Annotated in this window: 14 protein-coding genes and 2 tRNA genes; 12 read left to right on the plus strand and 4 right to left on the minus strand. The window is 45.8% G+C overall.

Features of this window, described 5'->3' with window-relative positions; translation table 11 throughout:
- Position 1: 1 nt before the first annotated feature.
- The 6 genes from CI960_RS04490 to CI960_RS04515 all read left to right on the plus strand — a co-directional run bounded on the left by CI960_RS04490 (position 2) and on the right by CI960_RS04515 (position 5126).
- A complete protein-coding gene (locus CI960_RS04490; RefSeq protein ID WP_005861628.1) occupies positions 2–430 on the plus strand; it encodes a Fur family transcriptional regulator in 429 nt (142 codons plus the stop codon).
- 89 nt (positions 431–519) lie between these two features.
- Positions 520–2430, plus strand: a complete 1911-nt coding sequence (locus CI960_RS04495; protein ID WP_005861630.1) for a heavy metal translocating P-type ATPase — start codon at positions 520–522, stop codon at positions 2428–2430.
- 101 nt (positions 2431–2531) lie between these two features.
- On the plus strand, positions 2532–3869 hold the full coding sequence (gene ffh / locus CI960_RS04500) for a signal recognition particle protein (RefSeq protein WP_005861632.1): 1338 nt from the start codon (positions 2532–2534) through the stop codon (positions 3867–3869).
- A gap of 22 nt (positions 3870–3891) precedes the next feature.
- Complete coding sequence (gene folD / locus CI960_RS04505) at positions 3892–4788, plus strand: bifunctional methylenetetrahydrofolate dehydrogenase/methenyltetrahydrofolate cyclohydrolase FolD (RefSeq protein WP_005861634.1); 897 nt, start codon at positions 3892–3894, stop codon at positions 4786–4788.
- A gap of 98 nt (positions 4789–4886) precedes the next feature.
- Positions 4887–4960: transfer RNA gene (locus CI960_RS04510), tRNA-His, on the plus strand.
- 92 nt (positions 4961–5052) lie between these two features.
- A tRNA-His gene (locus tag CI960_RS04515) sits at positions 5053–5126 on the plus strand.
- A 141-nt stretch (positions 5127–5267) separates the two neighbouring features.
- On the opposite strand, the gene CI960_RS04520 is transcribed toward CI960_RS04515, so the two are convergent.
- Complete coding sequence (locus CI960_RS04520) at positions 5268–6815, minus strand: M28 family metallopeptidase (RefSeq protein WP_005861636.1); 1548 nt, start codon at positions 6813–6815, stop codon at positions 5268–5270.
- A gap of 128 nt (positions 6816–6943) precedes the next feature.
- Between CI960_RS04520 and CI960_RS04525 the strand changes: the two genes are divergently transcribed.
- The 4 genes from CI960_RS04525 to CI960_RS04540 are packed head-to-tail and all read left to right on the plus strand — an operon-like array spanning position 6944 to position 12884.
- On the plus strand, positions 6944–7303 hold the full coding sequence (locus CI960_RS04525; protein ID WP_005861714.1) for a hypothetical protein: 360 nt from the start codon (positions 6944–6946) through the stop codon (positions 7301–7303).
- Between the two features lie 48 nt (positions 7304–7351).
- Positions 7352–8461 carry an efflux RND transporter periplasmic adaptor subunit gene (locus tag CI960_RS04530; protein WP_005861716.1) on the plus strand — a complete coding sequence of 370 codons (1110 nt, stop codon included), beginning with the start codon at positions 7352–7354 and terminating at the stop codon, positions 8459–8461.
- 6 nt (positions 8462–8467) lie between these two features.
- Positions 8468–11581 (plus strand): efflux RND transporter permease subunit, encoded by a 3114-nt coding sequence (locus CI960_RS04535; protein ID WP_005861718.1) that lies wholly within the window; start codon positions 8468–8470, stop codon positions 11579–11581.
- A gap of 28 nt (positions 11582–11609) precedes the next feature.
- A complete protein-coding gene (locus CI960_RS04540; RefSeq protein WP_005861720.1) occupies positions 11610–12884 on the plus strand; it encodes a TolC family protein in 1275 nt (424 codons plus the stop codon).
- Positions 12885–13186: 302 nt separating this feature from the next.
- On the opposite strand, the gene CI960_RS04545 is transcribed toward CI960_RS04540, so the two are convergent.
- On the minus strand, positions 13187–13369 hold the full coding sequence (locus CI960_RS04545) for a hypothetical protein (RefSeq protein WP_005861722.1): 183 nt from the start codon (positions 13367–13369) through the stop codon (positions 13187–13189).
- A gap of 87 nt (positions 13370–13456) precedes the next feature.
- Between CI960_RS04545 and CI960_RS04550 the strand changes: the two genes are divergently transcribed.
- Both CI960_RS04550 and CI960_RS04555 read left to right on the plus strand, forming a co-directional pair.
- Positions 13457–14227: an EFR1 family ferrodoxin gene (locus CI960_RS04550; RefSeq protein ID WP_005861724.1), complete on the plus strand. Its 771-nt coding sequence runs from the start codon at positions 13457–13459 to the stop codon at positions 14225–14227.
- Positions 14228–14247: 20 nt separating this feature from the next.
- On the plus strand, positions 14248–15231 hold the full coding sequence (locus CI960_RS04555; protein WP_005861726.1) for a TlpA disulfide reductase family protein: 984 nt from the start codon (positions 14248–14250) through the stop codon (positions 15229–15231).
- A 124-nt stretch (positions 15232–15355) separates the two neighbouring features.
- Here CI960_RS04555 and CI960_RS04560 read toward each other — a convergent pair whose 3' ends face one another.
- Together CI960_RS04560 and CI960_RS04565 are read right to left on the minus strand one after the other, a co-directional pair.
- Complete coding sequence (locus CI960_RS04560; RefSeq protein WP_005861728.1) at positions 15356–18694, minus strand: glycoside hydrolase family 2 TIM barrel-domain containing protein; 3339 nt, start codon at positions 18692–18694, stop codon at positions 15356–15358.
- Between the two features lie 104 nt (positions 18695–18798).
- The gene (locus tag CI960_RS04565) at positions 18799–19353 is read right to left on the minus strand and encodes a DUF3332 domain-containing protein (protein ID WP_005861730.1); all 555 of its coding nucleotides are present in this window, start codon (positions 19351–19353) and stop codon (positions 18799–18801) included.
- Positions 19354–19608: the final 255 nt, after the last annotated feature.

Here is a 19608-nt window from a genome sequence, read left to right on the forward strand (position 1 = left end):
CATGTCCACGAAGCAATGTGAAGATATGTTGGTAGGAAAAGGAGTACGGCCTACTGCCGCACGGATCCTTGTCTTGCAAAAATTATCAGAACGAACCAGCCCGGCTTCCCTGTTCGAATTGGAGGCGGAGTTGGAGACGTTGGATAAATCGACCATTTCCCGTTCATTGGCCTTGTTATTGGAACATCATGCGATCCATTCTTTCGAAGATGGTAGTGGCTCTATAAAATATGAGATATGCCAGAGCCGTTCGGAGACATGCCCAGTGGGTGATAGGCATATTCATTTTTTCTGCGAGGTATGCCGTAAAACCTCTTGTTTGAATAATATCAAGATCCCGGTCGCTCAATTGCCGGAAGGATATATAATGGATACCATTAATTATACGGTAAAGGGTGTTTGCCCATTGTGTAATAAGCGACGTTCCTAGAAACCCTGATAATTTGCAATCAAGTTGCAACTCCCTTCTCTTACCTTTGTACCGTAATCAAGAAGTAAATAATTAAAATAGATAAGATTATGAGTACAACATGTGGATGCGAACATTGCCATTCGCACGGAAGTTCCGGTTTATGGATGCCGACGATTTCTTTCGTTTTGTTGGTGATAGGACTTATCGGGAAGTACTCGGGGATAAGTTGGTTTGCTGAGTCTTGGATAGAGGCCATTTGGTTTCTGGTCGCTTTTTTGCCGGTAGGACTTCCTGTTATGCGAGAAGCTTGGGAAGCGGCTTTGCGGAAAGACTTTTTTAGTGAGTTCTCGTTAATGGCGATCGCCTCGATTGGGGCGTTTTGTATTGGGGAGTATCCCGAGGCCGTAGCCGTGATGCTTTTCTATACGGTAGGAGAGAGGTTGCAACTTCTAGCCGTGAATAAAGCCTCGAAGAATATCAGTGACTTGTTAGATGTCCGGCCGGAACGAACGGATGTATGGCGGACGGGTACATATATGAATGTATCTCCGAAGGATGTAAAAGTAGGCGAGCGGATCGAGGTGAAACCCGGCGGACGTGTGCCTTTGGATGGCGTTTTATTGGAAGCCGAGGCACAGTTCGATACCTCGGCATTAACCGGGGAAAGTATGCCTCGTTCTATCCGTGAGGGTGAGGAGGTGCTTGCCGGAATGATCGTGCAGGGGCAGGCGGTACGTATACAAGTGAATCGGCCGTACGAGCAAAGTGCCTTGGCCCGTATTTTGGCTTTGGTGAAAGATGCCTCGGAGCGGAAAGCGCCGGCGGAATTGTTTATTCGGCGTTTCGCACGGATTTATACCCCAATCGTGATTCTTCTGTCGTTTCTAATCGTGTCGGTTCCAGCCTTGGTAGGGATGGTGACGCCTTCTTTCCAGTATGTTTTCTCGGATTGGTTATATAGGGGATTGGTTTTCTTGGTTATTTCTTGTCCTTGTGCCTTGGTTATAAGTGTTCCGCTCGGATATTTCGGTGGTATAGGCGCCGCTTCTCGTGCCGGGATATTATTTAAGGGTGGTAATTATTTAGATGCGATCACACGGGTAAATACGGTAGCGTTCGATAAGACCGGTACATTGACTACCGGGCGTTTTGAGGTCACAATGGTGGAAAGCACGGGTATCCCGGCTTCTGATCTTTTGAGTGTTTTGTTATCAGTAGAGCGGAAAAGTACCCATCCGGTAGCGCAGGCTGTAGTTCGCTATGCGGAAAAACAAGATAGCGTGCCGATGGAAATCACTGACATGCGGGAATTGGCAGGGCATGGTGTCGAGGCTATCGTGAACGGTCGGCAGGTGCTTGTCGGTAACATTCGTTTATTGGCCGAACGTGATATTCCTGTCCCGAAGGAATTATCCGATAGTGTTTCTACCGTGGTGGTTTCTACGATCGATGGGAAATATGCGGGGCATCTTCTCCTTTCGGATACCTTGAAGAAGGATGCCGTGGATGCGATTCGTCGGTTAAAGGATCTGGATGTTAAAGATATTCGCTTGTTGTCCGGGGATAAGCAAGAGATCGTGAATCAATTCGCTGAGCGTTTGGGTGTCGATAAAGCGTATGGTAATCTGCTGCCGGAGGATAAAGCCGCTTATATAGAGCGATTAACGGCGGAGACGGATAAGTTGGTTGCCTTTGTGGGCGATGGGATGAACGATGCGCCGGTACTGGCTTTAAGTGATGTCGGTATTGCGATGGGTGGATTGGGATCGGATGCGGCCATCGAGAGCGCGGACGTGGTTATCCAAACGGACCAGCCCTCTAAAGTAGCGGAAGCTATTTCTATCGGACGTGCTACCCGGAATATCGTCCGTCAGAATATCGTGGGATCTATTGGCGTGAAGGTGATAGTCCTTGTGGCGGGAGCCTTCGGTTTTGCCACGCTTTGGGAAGCTGTTTTCGCGGATGTAGGTGTATCTTTGCTGGCGGTTCTTAATTCGATCCGTATACTAAAACGTTGAGAAGTGAAGAATTTCGAGATCGCTTTCATCGCATACTCATCTCTTTTTCGTACCTTTGCCCCTTAATCCAGTAGAAAATAATATAAATACACATACGAATTATGTTTGAGAACTTAAGCGAAAGGTTAGACAGATCGTTTAAACTGTTGAAGGGCGAAGGCAAGATTACCGAGATCAATGTGGCGGAAACATTGAAGGATGTGCGTAAAGCGTTGTTGGATGCCGACGTCAATTATAAGGTTGCAAAGAGTTTTACGGATACGGTAAAAGAGAAGGCTTTAGGACAGAACGTGCTTACATCGGTTAAGCCTAGTCAGTTGATGGTTAAGATTGTTCACGATGAGTTGGCCAGCTTGATGGGAGGTACGGCAGTCGACGTGAATTTGCAGGGAAATCCCGCCATTATATTGATGTCCGGTTTGCAAGGTTCGGGTAAGACTACTTTCACTGGTAAACTAGCGTCTTTATTAAAGACCAAGAAAAATAAGAAACCATTATTAGCCGCTTGCGACGTGTATCGTCCGGCAGCTATCGAGCAGTTGCGTGTAGTCGGAGAACAGGTGGGTGTTCCGGTATACATGGAATTGGAGAATAAGAATCCGGTGGAGATCGCTATGAACGCTATCCGCGAGGCACGGGCTAAAGGCAATGACGTCGTGATCGTGGATACCGCCGGTCGTTTGGCTATCGATGAGCAGATGATGAACGAGATCGCCGCTATCAAGAGCGCTATCCAGCCGGATGAGACCTTGTTCGTGGTAGATGCCATGACGGGTCAGGATGCCGTGAATACCGCGAGGGAATTTAATGAGCGGCTGAACTTCGACGGCGTCGTACTTACGAAGTTGGATGGTGATACCCGTGGTGGTGCCGCTTTGTCGATCCGTACGGTTGTTGATAAGCCGATTAAGTTTGTCGGTACGGGCGAGAAGATGGATGCCTTGGATATTTTCCACCCTGAACGTATGGCGGATCGAATCTTAGGCATGGGTGATATCGTGTCTTTGGTGGAACGTGCGCAAGAGCAATATGACGAGGAAGAAGCGAAACGTTTGCAGAAGAAGATCGCTAAGAACCAGTTCGATTTTAACGACTTTATCTCCCAGATCCAACAGATCAAGAAGATGGGTAACTTGAAAGAGTTGGCATCCATGATCCCGGGTGTAGGAAAGGCATTGAAAGATGTGGATATCGATGATAACGCGTTCAAGAGTATCGAGGCTATCATTTATTCGATGACTCCGGATGAGCGCAGCAACCCGGCTATCTTGAATGGCTCACGCCGTCAGCGTATCGCCAAAGGTAGCGGTACGAGCATCCAGGAGGTAAACAAGCTGATCAAGCAATTTGATGAGACCCGTAAGATGATGCGTATGCTTACTTCCGCGAAGTCGGGGAAGATGAAGCTACCTTCGATGAAGCCCTCGTTCAGACGTTAATTAACAGGAGACAATCAATAATATGGAAGAACAACATTATCAATTGCTGGATGGTAAGGCCGTTTCCGCTCAGATGAAGAAGGAGATGGCTGAGGAGGTAGCCCAGATCAAGGCTGCCGGAGGTAAGATCCCTCACTTGGCTGCTATTTTGGTGGGCCATGACGGCGGTAGCGAGACTTATGTGGCTAGTAAAGTCAAGACTTGTCAGGAGATTGGTTTTAAGTCTACCTTAATTCGCTTTGAGGAGGATGTTACGGAGGAAGAATTGCTTCGTAAGGTCGATGAGTTAAATAATGATCCGGATGTGGATGGCTTTATCGTACAGCTTCCGCTTCCGAAACATATATCCGAGCAGAAGGTGATCGAGGCGATCGATTATCGTAAAGATGTGGACGGTTTCCATCCGATTAACGTGGGACGTATGTCTATCGGTTTACCTTGTTTCGTATCGGCTACGCCTGCCGGTATCTTGGAATTATTGAAGCGTTATCATATCGAGACGCAAGGAAAGCATTGCGTGGTTTTGGGACGCAGCAATATTGTCGGCAAGCCGATGGCTACCTTGATGATGCAGAAATCTTATCCGGGCGATTGTACGGTGACCGTATGCCATAGCCGTTCTAAGAACTTGAAGGAGATGTGCTTGTCTGCTGATATTATTATCGTGGCTTTAGGTGTTCCTGAATTCTTGAAAGGGAATATGGTGAAGGAAGGCGCCGTGATCGTTGACGTGGGAACAACCCGTATGCCAAGCAGCATAACCAAGAGCGGATTTAAGTTAACGGGAGATGTCTTGTTTAATGAGGTCGCTCCTAAATGTTCCTATATCACTCCGGTTCCGGGTGGCGTAGGGCCTATGACAATCATTTCTTTGATGCGTAACACATTGTTAGCGGGAAAGAAAGCGATCTATAAGTAAGTGGATGGATAAAAAAGTTCGCAAAAGGTTTGTGTAATCAGAATTTATACCTATCTTTGCGCCGTCTTAAAGGGGGAAGCCTTTGAAAGGCGGATATGGTGAGAGTAGCTCAGTTGGTTAGAGCATCGGATTGTGGTTCCGAGGGTCGTGGGTTCGAGCCCCATCTTTCACCCATTGTGGTTTTTTAGATAAAAATCTTGTTATGAATAAAACAAGGTTTTATAAACCAAGGCGTCTATGAAGAATGAAAGGTTTTTTTATATGGTGAGAGTAGCTCAGTTGGTTAGAGCATCGGATTGTGGTTCCGAGGGTCGTGGGTTCGAGCCCCATCTTTCACCCTAGAATGAGAAAAGGATATGCCTATTAGGGCATATCCTTTTTCTATTTCTTATAATGGGCATTGTAAGTCTTTTATGATGCCCATCATAAGGAGCTTACAATAGGCATTGTAAACTCCTTATAATAGCGATCGTGCTGACCTACTCTTCGGTATATAAACCTTCTCTTGATAATTGCTTATCCAGATTCGCTACACCGAGGGCTATGATAGCGGTAACAGTAGCCGTATGTTCTTGGTATTCGGGGATGTTCTTTGTGTATAAATCCCGTTCCGTATGCCAGATTTCGCCGTAATCAAAATCATATCCTTTGAAATCCTCTGTGGTGAAACCTAATGTGGGGACACCTTCGATGGCGAAAACTGATGCGTCTGTTCCCCCCATGCGTGTCGGGCGTTTACGGGGTTCACGAACTTTTACCTCGAAAGGATAGTCCGGACGGATTTTTTGGATGGGTTCGCTGATCTTCACGAAATCATCATACATGGCTTGAGGGACGGAGATACCGACAGGAGGTTCCGGGCCACCGTCACGATTGAACAAATTAGCGATTTTGGGTAATTTATCCTTATGCGCTTTCACCCAAGCTTGTGCTCCTAATAAGCCAAATTCCTCACCGGCGAATCCGATAAATAAGATCGTGCGCTTAGGCTTGGCTCCGGATTTGGCGATCATGCGAGCGGCTTCCATCATCGGTCCGATTCCAGTACCGCAATCGATGCCTCCGGTAGCCACGTCGAAAGCATCTAGGTGACCGCTGATAATAACATATTCGTCCGGGTATTTGCTGCCTTTGATAGACGCTACGACATTATGGTATTTAACCGGGCCTAATTTAAAATGATTACGAATATCGAACTCTAGTTCGAATGTACGTCTCTCTTTCACCATTTGTTCGATGATCGCAAATTGATGCTCGTCTAATTTGATATCCGGAAGTTCCGGCAGATTGTCGAAGTTCGTATTCGGGTCGTTCATCATTTTCCGGTCGTATAACGCACGGATAGGTACGGTGGAGGATTGGATAAAACCTAAAGCTCCGGCCTCGCACATTTCCTTATAATATAATCCGGGGAATTCTTTATAAGGCAACATCTCGTTTTTCTCCCCGTTTTCCCAGTTGCGGCGTCTTAGATCATTGTTTTTCTTCATGATCTCGTTGTTCTCTTTCTTGATCTCCACACGGATGGAATCCCCCGAGGCGGAGCGGTCGATAGGCCAACCTACATTTTTCCCTGAGATAAGAACCCAAGCACCATTCAATCTTCCTTTGATTTGCTGGAACTCCTCGTCGTTACGAGGCTCCATCACCGCATGCCCACGTTGCACGCCTTTCGTTCCGGAAGTGTAGGAAGGGGTGGCGAAATGCAGGATCATTCCGTTGTCGCTCAACAAGCGTCCGAACCAAGGTCCTCGATTAAAGCCGACAGGGACGGTACCGGCCTCTTCTAATTGGACATCGAGTCCCCAACTCTTAAACTCACGCACCATCCACTCGGCGGCGTTCTCATAAGCGTCGGAACCTATTAAACGTCCGCCAAAGCGGTTCGTAAGGATATCCAGCTGATGCATCACTTGATTATCGTTCTGACCCATCTCGATGATTTTTTTTACGGCAGCGTCCTGAGCTGGTACAGGGGAGACTGTCATGCAGGCTAATGCCGCACAAACAAGTAAGATTTTTCTCATAAAGTAGTGTTTATTTCATTGATATGACTGTTTATTATTCAGTGTATGCAAATAAAGGAATAAATTTTGACTTATTGCAAATGAAATGGCAGTTTCTTTTATAACTTTGCGGAGTAAACAGATGGCGAATGAAAACAATGCGTAGCTTGAAGTGGTTAAGACCCCTCTTGGTAGTACTCTTTATGAGTTACTACGTGGGTGGCACGGCCTTTACCCATACGCATCATTTCCTAAACTATAGTATCACTCACTCTCATCCCTATCTGCCGGGAGCCGACGGCTTGCCTCATCATGAGCATAGTACGGTAGCGTTTAATACGATTGAAGAGCTGACCGAATTGTGTATGGAGTTAATTCCGTACTTACCTTTGGTTATGGCTTGGGCGCTTTTGATGGTAGTGCTCGTCTTTCTAAAGAAAGAGGTTGTCTTGCGTCTTGTGCGGCGTGGCGAATCCCGTGCGCCTCCCTCGTTTGGTATAGTAATTTGAGTCAAGCATTAGAATCTCTTTTTATACTAAACATTTTACGCATCTTATATGAAATCTATATTTTTACTATTGCTTCCAGCGATAGTACTATGCTCTTGCCATACCCAAAAGCAAGAGGATGAGTCTGCGCATGCCGTAACACTCAAAGGGGATATTATACATATCGGTTCCGAATCTCCTGTTTTATCCAAGTTGACAAAGGAAACGGTTAAACGGGAACCTTACCGTATGGAGTTTACCACCTCGGGGGTCGTACAGGCGATTCCTTCTAATTACGCGGAGGTGGCTTCACCGGTAAGCGGGCGAATTACGAAATCGTTCGTTCGCTTAGGGCAGAAAGTGGCCCCGGGTAGTCCGATCTTCGAGATTAGCGCTCCCGCTGTTTATGAGGCGGGGAAATCTTATTACCAAGCTCGCCAAGAGATGGAACTGGCTTTGAAAAGCTTGAATCGGGAGAAAGACTTGATGAAAAACAAGGTTGGTGTCCAAAAGGAATTGGAAGAGGCCGAGGTGAATTACGAGTTAAAGAAAAAAGACTATGAGAATATGGTAGCCGCATTGAAAGTCTTTCAGATTAATCCGGATGAAATGGCTTTGGGGCAACCATTGATCGTTCGCTCGCCTATAGCCGGTGAGGTCGTGAAAGATCGGATCGTAATCGGGCAATATATGAAAGAGGACGCCGAGCCTGTAGCTGTCATCGCCGATTTGAGCAAGGTATGGGTGGTCGCCCATGTAAAAGAGAAGGATTTGAGTTTAATACAGGCTTTGGATGAGGTGGAAATCCGGTTGGTAGCCATGCCGGATAAACCGATATCGGGAAAGATTTATCACATCAGCGAGATGCTGGACCCCGATACCCGTTCGGTGGAGGTCTTGATCGAGTGCGATAACAGTACCCGTTTGATGAAGCCGGAGATGTACGGCACGGTCAAGCTGAGCGACCGTGAGGCGGAGGTGATCCGTATACCTACTTCCGCTATCTTGCAGGAAGAGGAGAACATGTACGTATTGGTGGAATTGGGGAATAACGATTACCGGAAACAAAAGATCGAGACCGGCCATACTGAAGATGGCAAGACGGTGGTTTTATCCGGCTTGAACGTAGGTGACGAGATCGTAGTTACGGGAGCGTTTTATTTACTTGACGCACGCTAACGGATTATGAAAAGGATTATTTACTTGGCGATACATCGGCGAGGACTGATGTTCGTGTTATTTCTGTTCTTAGCGATCGTTGGTTATTATTCTTGGACGCGGTTGGCGATAGATGCTTATCCGGATATCGCCGATACCACCGTGCAAGTCGTGACGCAGGTTCCCGGATTGGCCGCCGAGGAGATCGAGCAACAAATCAGTATTCCGATCGAGCGGGCTATGAATGGTCTGCCGGGACTAAACGTAATGCGTAGCAAGAATACGTTTGGTTTATCTACGGTCGTATTGGTTTTTGATGATGGTATTGAGGATTATTGGGCCCGGCAACGTGTACAAGAGCGGTTGGTAGACGTGGAGCTTCCTTATAATGCGGTTCCCGGCTTAAATCCTTTGACTTCGCCGACGGGAGAGATCTTTCGTTATGTGGTGGAAAGTGACCGTTTAGACTTGAGGGAGTTGACCGATTTGCATAAATGGGTAATTATTCCGAGACTGAAACAGGTTACGGGTGTAGCGGATGTAAGTAATTACGGCGGTATCACTACCCAATATCAGATCGAGGTGAACCCTTATAAGATGGAGCAATACGACATTACCTTAGGGGATATTACGGAAAAGATAGAGAAGAATAACGTGAACGCCGGTGGTAGTATGTTAAGCCGGGGGGATTTGAGTTATGTGATCCGTGGAATCGGTCTGGTTAAGGACTTGGAAGACTTGGGGCATATCGTGATCAAGACAGTGAATGGTGTCCCGGTCTACTTGAATGATATCGGTAAACTGAAATACGGAAACTTGGAGCGTAAGGGCGTTTTAGGTTTTACGGACGATACCCGTGATTACTCCGATGGCGTGGAAGGTATCGTACAAATGCTCAGGGGGGAGAATCCGTCCCGGGTGTTGGATGATGTGCATAAGGCGGTAGACGAACTAAATAACGAGACACTTCCCGAGGGAATCCGTATCCATCCGTTTATGGATCGTACGGATTTGGTTAATACGACCTTGCATACCGTATCGCATACGTTGTTCGAGGGTATGGTATTGGTTGTCTTAGTACTGATCTTATTCTTGGGGAGTTGGCGTGGCGCTTTGTTGGTGGCCTTAACCATTCCCTTGTCTCTATTGATTGCCTTTATCTTGATGCATGTTACGAATATTCCTGCGAACCTACTTTCCTTAGGCGCTATAGACTTCGGTATTTTGGTAGACGGAGCGATCGTGATGATGGAGACGGTCTTGAAGAAAAGGGAACGGCATCCGGATGAGGTATTGACGGAAGATTCGATCTTGCGCCGTACGACTGAGGTGGCTCGCCCGATCTTTTTCTCTACATTAATTATTATAACAGCCTATCTTCCTTTGTTCGCTTTTGAGCATATTGAGAAGAAATTGTTTACGCCGATGGCTTATACCGTAGGGTATGCTTTGCTGGGCGCTTTGTGTGTGGCTTTGTTCTTGATTCCGGGATTGGCCTTTTATGCGTATCGTAAGCCGGGAAAGGTTTACCATAATCGTTGGTTGGAGAAACTTTCCACGGCTTATCATTCACAAATTGTCCGATTGATGGAGAAGCCAAGACGGGTTATTGTACCGTTACTGGCGATATTGCTGGGAGCGGGGATTTTAAGTTATACCGTAGGAAAAGACTTCTTGCCTCCGTTGGATGAGGGGGCGATCTGGATACAGGTACAGCTTCCTCCGGGTATTTCCATTGAGAAATCGAAGGAGATGGGGGCGGAGCTTCGGAAGACTTTGAAAGAGTTTAAGGAAGTCTCATATGTAATGACTCAAGTCGGTCGCGATGATGAGGGGGCGGAAGCGTTCTCACTCTCTCATGTGGAGTGTGGCGTGGGATTGAAACCCTATAGTACATGGAAATTCGGTAAGACGAAAGCGGATCTGATCGAGGAAATGGCGGCTAAGTTGGAGACCATGCCCGGCTACTCGGTCGGTTTCTCCCAGCCGATCATCGATATGGTGATGGATCAGATCGCTGGGGCTCATAGTGATTTGGCGCTGAAGATTTATAGCGATGATATTACGGAAAGTCGCCATATTGCGGATCAAGTCGCTAATGTGTTGAAGGAAATACCGGGTGCTGCCGACGTAGCGGTAGATCAAGAGCCTCCGTTGCCGCAATTGCAGATTATTGCGGATCGTGCCCGTATCGCCCAGTATGGCTTGAACGTGTCGGATGTGGCTGATTTGATTGAGTTAGCGATCGGTGGAGCTTCTATTTCCCAGATATTTGTCGGAAGTAAAAGTTATGACGTGATTTGTCGTTTCGATGACGCTAGCCGCAATTCTCCCGAACGTATCGGAAATCTATTGCTGACTACCGGTTCCGGAACAAAGATTCCTCTTTCGCAAGTAGCGGAGATTAAGATGACAACTGGTGCCAGTACGATTACCCGTGAGATGAATAAGCGGCACTTGACGGTACGGGTTAATTTACGTGGCGTGGACTTGACGGCGTTCTTGAATAAGGCAAATGCGTTGATCGATAAAGAGGTGAAATACGATCATGATTCCGTGCATTTGAAATGGGCCGGACAGTTCGAGAACCAGCATCGTGCGTATGCCCGTTTGGGGGCTGTGGTTCCTTTGGCGTTGGGGCTGATGCTGCTTTTGTTGTTTGCGGCTTGCGGTAAATTCCGGCAGGCGGCTTTGATGATGAGTGTCGTTCCCTTGGCTTTGTTTGGTGGTATGTTGGCGTTGAATGTGCGGGGAATGACATTGAATGTCTCCTCGGCGGTTGGTTTTATCGCCTTGGTCGGTGTCGCTATCCAAAATGGCGTGATCATGATTTCCCATATCAATAACTTACGTACGAGGGAGCGGGATTTGAAAGATGCGGTGATAACGGGAACCAAGCACCGTTTCCGTCCGATCTTGATGACGGCTACGGTTGCGGTCTTGGGATTGCTTCCTGCCTCTGTCAGTACGGGGATCGGTTCGGACGTGCAGCGTCCCTTGGCTACGGTAATCGTTTACGGGCTTTTATTTGCTACGGTAATCACGCTTTATGTGCTTCCCGCTTTATACTATATGATCGAGAAGCATTATGAGGGGAAGGATTTGACGCCGGTATCGGAGGAAAAAGAGCTGCACGCTTAATCCGGCGGTGGAATTAAAAAGATGTACTATGTTTAGATTAGAAGATATGAAGAAATATATAATCCTGTCGTTACTCTGCGGATGCTTATCTGCGAATGCCCAGACCATGGTTCCGCTTACGTATCGGCAATATATGGAGCGGGTTGCGGAAGGTAACCTTGAGTATGCGTCGGAGAAATTGAATGTGCCGGCCGCTAAGGCCGAGGTAACGGCGGCAAAGGTGTTTAACGATCCGAACCTTTCCGTGTCTTATTTCAATAATGAGAATAATTCCTTGCAAATGGGAGAAGGTGTTGAAGTAGAACTGAGCAAAACTTTCTCTTTTGGAAAACGGGGTGCGAATATCTCATTGGCACGTAGCGAGAGTGAGTTGACCGAGGCTTTGTTGGCCGATTATTTCCGGAATCTCCGGGCAGACGCTACGATTGCTTATATGGAAGCCTTGAAGCAACATGAGTTGTATAAGGTAAAGGAGAATGCCTATGAGAATATCCGGACATTGGCGGAGAGCGACAGTATCCGTTTCTCATTGGGGCAAATCCGTGAGGTGGATGCTACGCAGAGCCGGGTAGAGGCCGGGGTCTTACGAAACGAGTTGCTGCAAGCCGGAGCGGAATTAAAGAATGCTTTCTCGAACTTAAACTTCTTGACGGGGACTTTCAGTACGGATACTTTATTTCACCCAGAGGCTGAGTTACGTACGGAGCCTCGGGATTTTATTCTTGCTGACTTAATCACGGCGGCAAGCGAGGGGCGTACGGATTTGGTAGCCGCCTTAAAAAACAAGGAAGTGGCCGCTAGAGCCTTGAAAGTAGCTCGCCGGGAGCGGAATACGGATGTGGATTTGTCTATCGCCGTAAGCCGTAACGCCCGGGTTTATAATGAGGAAGCCCCGGCACCTCCTTTTACCGGAGTGACGGCAGGTATCGCTGTTCCTTTGAAATTCTCTAATTTCAATAAGGGGACGGTTCGTGCCGCTCGTTATCGGGAGCAACAAGCGGAAGCGCAATATAAGCAGGCTCTTTTGCAAGTACAGACGGAGGTGATGCAGGCATATCGTAATTATCAATCTTTCGCCGAGCAAGTCAATCATTATCAGGATGGGCTTTTAAGGCAAGCCCGTGAGGTGATGGATGGCAAGATTTACAGCTATAATAGGGGGGAAGTCTCTTTGTTGGAAGTCTTGGACGCCCAGCGTACTTACGATGAAGTACAAGCTCAGTATATTGAGACGCTGTTTAATTACAGCTCAGCCTTGGTCGAATTAGAACGTTCGGCGGGTATTTGGGATATTGAGATCTGATCATCTCCTAAGAGTGTAAGTTTTTATAATCGGGCGTTGGTAACGTAGACTTTACAAATAGATGTTTTTCTGTGAAACCAACGTCCGGTTATAATACTTTTGATATAGCTGTTTTTTTATGTAAAAAAAGATATTTATTATTGGGGGGTTGCCTGCAATCGAAAACGACTACAATGTGGATGAAATCATCATTTTCTATACAATACAATATTTTGTAATGGCTTGTTTCATCTCATCGATTCAAAAAACTTATTCATCTCTTCTTCCTCTATATAAAGTCCCTTCTCATAGTTTTCTTCAGATTAGGCTATCATAGATTCTAATTCTTCTACCGATGGCGTCCAAGGGTAGTTCGTTGCCTTTTTGGAAGTAGGAGAGCACAAACGTTTTATATAGGTCTCCACTTTCGATAATCTTTCCTCATCCATGCCTTTTATCAAGTCATAGAGATATTCTTTCCGTAAATTTAATTCCATCGTTGTCATAAGATTTGTTTTTTAGGTTTCTTAAACTAGATAAAGATAGCGTATATATTTGGATATTATGTATTTTTGCATCTAAAAAATGAGCGCATGATATTCTACTTTACAGGGACAGGAAACTCCCGTTGGGTTGCGGAAGCGTTAGGGACGGCTTTCGATGAGCCGTTGGTTTCCATTGCCGATGCGTTGAATGAGGGTAAGAATGCTTATCCATTGGGGGAGAGGGAGAAAGTGTTTTTTGTGTTCCCTGTCCATTCTTGGGGGCCGGCTGTATTGGTGCCCCGCTTTATTTCCCGGTTGATCCTGTCCGGATATAAGGGGCAAGAGGTTTATTTCGTCTGTACTTGTGGTGATGATTGTGGATATACGGATCGGATCATGCGGAGCATCTTGGCGAGGCGGGGAATTGCCGTAACCGGAGGATTCTCTGTACAAATGCCGAACAATTATGTCTTGATGCCCGGCTTCGACGTGGATAGTAAGATGGTAGAGACTGAGAAACTGGAAAAAGCGCCGGAACGTGTAGGCGAGATCGTAGAGGCGATCCGGCAGAAGAGAAATCCCTCTTTGTATTATGCGGGAAGTGTCCCTCTTTTGAAGAGCTATATGGTCTATCCGTTGTTCACTCACTTTGCGATAGGCGGCAACCGATTTTATGCTACGGATGCCTGTATCTCTTGCGGCATCTGTGCGAAGGTCTGTCCGACCGGTACGATTTCCCTGTCGGGTGACGGAAAACCGGAATGGGCCGATTCTTGCGTTCAGTGTGTTGCCTGCATTCATCGTTGCCCGGTGCGTGCGATAGAATATGGTAAGATCTCGTTGAAAAAGGGACGTTATCATCACCCTGGGTTTAAGTAATCAATAAATAGAATAGAGAAATGAAGCAATTTTGTATGATGGCGCTTGCCGGCCTTTTGGTGGTTGGTTGCCAAGAAGTTCCAAAAGGATATGTTATCAATGGTGAGGTAGAGAATATGCCCGACGGTAAAATTTACTTGAAGTCATTCCGTAATAAAATGTTCTTTGACGTGGATACGGCGGAGATCAAAGATGGGAAATTCACCTTTAAAGGTGAGGTAGATCAGCCTTTACTATTCGGTTTGGCAACCGAGAGCATGAACTATCCGGTTCAACTTTTCTTGGAGAATACGGATATGAATGTCAAGATCGGGAATGACGGGGAGACTATTACCGTACAGAATTCACCGGTGAATGATGTCTTTCAAGAAAATGCGGAGAAGGTATTTGAGGAAGGGTATGATATTGACAGTTTGATTTCGAAATATCCAGATTCTCCGGCGGCGTCGTTCTATCTATATCGTTATTTTACCTACCAATTATCTTTGGATGATTTGAAGGCGACTCGTGCGAAGATTTCCCCGGTATTGGCGAATAGTCCTTATGTGAAGGACTTGGACGGTATTATCAAACAATTAGAACACGTACAGATCGGACAAGTCGCTCCGGAGTTTTCCTTGCCGGATACTGCAGGAGTTTCTGTGTCATTGTCGGACTTTAGGGGAAAATATGTGTTATTGGATTTTTGGGCCTCTTGGTGTCCCCCGTGTCGCAAGGAAAACCCTAACGTGGTAAATGCCTTCCAGCAATATAAGGATAAGAACTTTACGATCGTAGGTATATCCTTGGACAAGGATAAGGCTAAATGGCAGAAAGCGATCGCAGACGATCATCTGACTTGGGCTCACGTTTCCGACTTGAAATATTGGGATTCTGAGATCCCTGCTCTTTATGGGGTACGAGGTATTCCGGCAAATGTGTTATTGGATCCGAATGGGGTGATCATCGCCAAGAATATCACTGGAGAAGACTTACAGAATACCTTGAAGGAAGTGATTAAATAAGGATACGTTACTGCAACCCGCCTTGCAGTAGTGCTGCAAAGCCGTTGCAGTAGTATAAACAAAGGGAGTGTATTGGATTAAGCCTAATACACTCCCTTTGTTATGGATAAGTTATGACTTTTCTTTATTTAAGCGGAATAAGGGTAAAGCCCCAGTTGTATTCCCGGTTTGCGGGTAATGTATAAGCTGGTTCCGGACGTGAACCCCAGCTATCATAACCTGCTACACCTTGTTGTTTCAAGTCGACGCAAACCTCAACGAAGTCGCGAGGCGTGATATCGTTGATATGATGCTGGCGACGTAATACGTTCTTTGCTGCGGCTTCATCATGGTTCGCTACTTGCTCTGGTGTGAAATTACTCCATTGACGGGGTAGCCCAGTTGCTTCCTCGTCATCGAAATCCTCTATGGAATTACGCAAAGCGTTAAATCCAATCGTATTATCCGCTTGGATCAACAAGCCTTTCTTGCCGGTACTAAGTGATACCCAACGAGTGTCGGTATGATGACCGTTTTCCTGCGGGCGTACATATGGGAAATATAATTCCTCGGCTGTAGATTTATATAAGCCGATCATACTACCGGCGTTTCTGTCCAAGTAGTTCTCAGCAGGTCCCCGTCCGAAATATTCCACTTGATTCATACTTGCCGGTAAGCGGAAGCGAACACCGATACGAGGAACGTTTAGTTTGGAGGCCTCTTTACGGGCGGCGTCACGTCCCGGAGTGAAGGTTGCCGTGCGAGTAGCTTCCGATACCTCGGTTTGGGCGGCATCCATATCCGTGGATGTGAAACGGGCGGCCACATTTACGGCTCCGCTTGGATAGATCGTATAATTAACAATGTATAGATTTCCTGCCGGCAATAAATAGTTCACGTTAACCTCGGCGTTATTGCCATCCATAGTGACGGTAGCGTCTGTCACGTTGAAGTTCTTGCTGCTTTCCTTCCAGACTTGCAAGCGTTTTGGCATACCGTTTCCGTAATCGTTATCGGTCGGCGCACGCCAGAAGTTCGGTTGGATACCGAAACCCTCGCTGAAATATTCCGTACCATCCACTTTATAAGAAGTAACGATTCCTGTCTTCCTGTTAAACACGAAGTTTACCTTTGAGGAGGATGCCGATAAGTTATCTCCATTGGTTGAAACCGTTAATTTAGGGCCGCTGGTCTTAAACGTCTTCTTGGGGTTTTCGATCGGTAAGCGGAATTGATCGCAAGCGATTTCGTGTCCGATAGGGATTAACGGCTCTTTTTCTACGGTCGTTACGTTGAAGTTTACGAAATATTCCGTACCGGCTTGTGGCTTTAAGTTGCCTACGGGAACCGTAAATTCCTTAGAAGCTTGAGGTTCTATGTCCAAAGAGACTTTACCGGAGCGTACAACTTTATTATTGGCTGTTACGCTATAGTGGACCATATATTTCTTTAGGTTCGTGAAATAAAAACGGTTCGTGACGCGGAATAAACCGTTCGCTAAATCGATCGCCTCAAACCCGATATTTTGATGGGCGTATTTAACCTCTGCCATAGCGGGATGCGGGGTACGATCTGGGTTTACTATACCGTTGCAAAGGAAGTTTCCGTCACTAGGGGCGTTTACTCCATAGTCACCACCATAGGTATAATATTCACGTCCATTCTTATCTTTTTCCAAGATACCTTGGTCCACCCAGTCCCAGATAAATCCGCCTTGCAGGTTCGGGTATTTATAGATCGCTTTCCATTGATCCCATAAGTTACCGGAAGAGTTACCCATCGCATGTGAATACTCCGAAGGAGCTACCGGACGATCACTACCCTTACGTCCGATTTCCTCTAGCCATTCAGCGCTTGGGTATTGAGGTACGTACATATCCGTATTCCATTCCCAAAGGGCACGTTCGTAGTTCACCGGACGATTCATGCTATTTATTTCCTTGTCTTTCAGATACAAATAAGTTTGATAGAAGTTGTATCCGTTTCCAGCCTCGTTTCCGAGTGACCAGAAAGTAACGCTCGGATAATTCTTGTTTCGTTCGTACATATTCATCGTACGGTCCATATGCGGGATCAGCCATTCCGGATTATTACCCAAAGTGCCGCCTTTTTTCAGGCTGTAATACATACCGTGAGACTCGATATTTGCCTCATCGTAAACATACAATCCGTATTCGTCGCAGAGTTCATAGAATTTACGGTCTTGCGGATAGTGGCATAGGCGGACAGCGTTGATATTGTTTTGCTTCATCAGCTCGAAATCCTTACGCATGAGTTCCTCGGTAACGTAATGTCCGGTTTCCGGGTTATGCTCATGGATATTGACTCCCTTGAACTTCACCGGTTGTCCGTTGAATAATAAGACCGTATAAGGTTTTCCGTTTTCCGCTGCTTGGTCGATTTGCTTCATCTCGAACCGGCGGAAACCAACGTTGAATGGAACTACCTCGATTACCTTACCATCTTCTTTTATTGTCATCAATAATTTGTATAGATTCGGGTGCTCGGCACTCCAAGGGGCTACGTTCTTTAAATCATACTCAAAAGATGCTGTTTGAGGACTTGCAGGACTTACCCATATATCATTAGCCTCGGAGGCCATAAGATTACCTTTTGCGTCCAAAAGCTCATATCCGACATTTAAGTTTTTTGTTTCTTGGGTATGATTCTTTAAGTCTACCGCCAGTTTGAAGATTCCATTCGTATACGTATCGTCCAAAGTTGAGACGACACGGAAATCTTGAATACTGGCCTTGGGTTGAGACCAAAGGAATACGTCACGTTCGATACCGCTCATTCTCCAGAAATCCTGACATTCCAAATAAGAACCGGTGCTCCAACGGAATATCTTTAATGTAAGTACATTCTTTCCGGGTTGCAGGTATTTATTGATCAAGAACTCGGCGGGATTTTTGGAATCCTCGCTATAACCCACTTCTTTCCCGTTTAAATATACGTAAAGGCCGGATTTAGCTCCGCCGATGTGTAAATAAATATCCCGGTTATCCCAATTTGCGGGTATCTCGATGTCCCTGCGGTATACGCCAACCGGATTCGCTTCCGGTAATAAAGGGGGTTGGGGATTTTTGGGTTTAAACTCGTAACCATGATTCGTATAAATGGCTACGCCATGTCCTTGTACTTCCCAGTTTCCGGGAACGGTTATATCATCCCATGAAGAGGTATTAACGGAAGGATCTGTGATATTTTGAGGAAGATCTTTGTAAGAGTCGACAAAGAAAAATTTCCAAGTACCGTTTAATAGGGAATAGTACGGGCTTTTCTCAAATCGAGAGGTGAGGGCGGTTTCTCGGTCCGCATAACTCATGAAGGAGCTTCTGGGTTTTTCCTTGTTTACGGCTACGACTTGAATGTCTTGCCAATAAGGTTTTACGGGTTGGGGTGAAGAACCGTCCGCATAAGCCATTCCGGAAATAAGGCAACCTAATGCTCCGGAAAGCATCATTTTTTTGATAGAGTTCATATTCATCGTATTTTATTTAGATTAGCACTGGGGAATTGAGAATTGAGAATTGAGAATTGAAAATTACGTAGAGTCACTTCTAATTCTCAATTCTCAATTTTCAATTATTTAGCTGCATAGTAAGAATATCCGTCAGCTACCTGTTGGAAAGCTAAAACACCTGCTTGGTTTAGCTCGACATTCATTTCCTTGCCATCGGGTAAATACATGACAACTTCGTCATCACCATTGAATTTTAATAATTTTGTGCTTTCTCCGTTAGCTTCTACATTCCAGCTTTGGTCAGCCTCGTTGAAAACTAAGTCAACCGCTTTCTCATCGCCTTCCTTTTGGATATGGTATCCGTCAACTTTTGTTTCTACGGTATAAACGCCGTCTTTACCATCGATTGTTTTAACGTTACCTACATCTGCTACAGGATTACTTCCGCTCCAAAATTCGATAGAGTTGATCACAAGGACATCAGCCAAAGCGGAAATCTCGTAAACCGGGACAATCCAGAAAGCAATGAACACTAGCTCATTAACAAACTTACTGTCGATGCTTCTATTCCACGTTAAAAGTTTGTTTGTTAAACCAAAAGATCCTATACAGGACGAAAATAGGATACTACTTGCCACCGTAGTCGCTAGTAATAAAGTTAAGCTTTTCTTTTTCATAATTTAATAATTAGTTATTACAAGGGACGAAGATAACAACTTTTTCATGATAAATAGTGGTTATAAAGGAATAAATGGAATAAGTGCCTTAATATTAATCAAGCTTCTATTAAGTACGTAGTTCTGGCGGAACTCCGTTTATTACTCATATACACTAACTTCATGTTTGAATTTCAAACCATATACCTCTTTGATGTCCATAGCTCCATACTAAAAAAGATTATGGTTGGAAAGATTGTTTGTTAAATATTTTAA

Source organism: Parabacteroides sp. CT06, assembly GCF_002257605.1.
GTDB lineage: Bacteria > Bacteroidota > Bacteroidia > Bacteroidales > Tannerellaceae > Parabacteroides > Parabacteroides distasonis.

What these genes read in the sequence shown, in the direction of transcription:
- CI960_RS04555 (WP_005861726.1), top strand. Translation starts at nt 14,248, where the DNA reads ATGAAGCAATTTTGTATGATGGCGCTTGCCGGCCTTTTGGTGGTTGGT.
- CI960_RS04520 (WP_005861636.1), bottom strand. Translation starts at nt 6,815, where the DNA reads ATGAGAAAAATCTTACTTGTTTGTGCGGCATTAGCCTGCATGACAGTC.
- CI960_RS04550 (WP_005861724.1), top strand. Translation starts at nt 13,457, where the DNA reads ATGATATTCTACTTTACAGGGACAGGAAACTCCCGTTGGGTTGCGGAA.
- CI960_RS04565 (WP_005861730.1), bottom strand. Translation starts at nt 19,353, where the DNA reads ATGAAAAAGAAAAGCTTAACTTTATTACTAGCGACTACGGTGGCAAGT.
- ffh (WP_005861632.1), top strand. Translation starts at nt 2,532, where the DNA reads ATGTTTGAGAACTTAAGCGAAAGGTTAGACAGATCGTTTAAACTGTTG.
- CI960_RS04495 (WP_005861630.1), top strand. Translation starts at nt 520, where the DNA reads ATGAGTACAACATGTGGATGCGAACATTGCCATTCGCACGGAAGTTCC.
- CI960_RS04540 (WP_005861720.1), top strand. Translation starts at nt 11,610, where the DNA reads ATGTTTAGATTAGAAGATATGAAGAAATATATAATCCTGTCGTTACTC.
- CI960_RS04530 (WP_005861716.1), top strand. Translation starts at nt 7,352, where the DNA reads ATGAAATCTATATTTTTACTATTGCTTCCAGCGATAGTACTATGCTCT.
- CI960_RS04525 (WP_005861714.1), top strand. Translation starts at nt 6,944, where the DNA reads ATGAAAACAATGCGTAGCTTGAAGTGGTTAAGACCCCTCTTGGTAGTA.
- CI960_RS04560 (WP_005861728.1), bottom strand. Translation starts at nt 18,694, where the DNA reads ATGAACTCTATCAAAAAAATGATGCTTTCCGGAGCATTAGGTTGCCTT.
- CI960_RS04490 (WP_005861628.1), top strand. Translation starts at nt 2, where the DNA reads ATGTCCACGAAGCAATGTGAAGATATGTTGGTAGGAAAAGGAGTACGG.
- CI960_RS04535 (WP_005861718.1), top strand. Translation starts at nt 8,468, where the DNA reads ATGAAAAGGATTATTTACTTGGCGATACATCGGCGAGGACTGATGTTC.
- CI960_RS04545 (WP_005861722.1), bottom strand. Translation starts at nt 13,369, where the DNA reads ATGACAACGATGGAATTAAATTTACGGAAAGAATATCTCTATGACTTG.
- folD (WP_005861634.1), top strand. Translation starts at nt 3,892, where the DNA reads ATGGAAGAACAACATTATCAATTGCTGGATGGTAAGGCCGTTTCCGCT.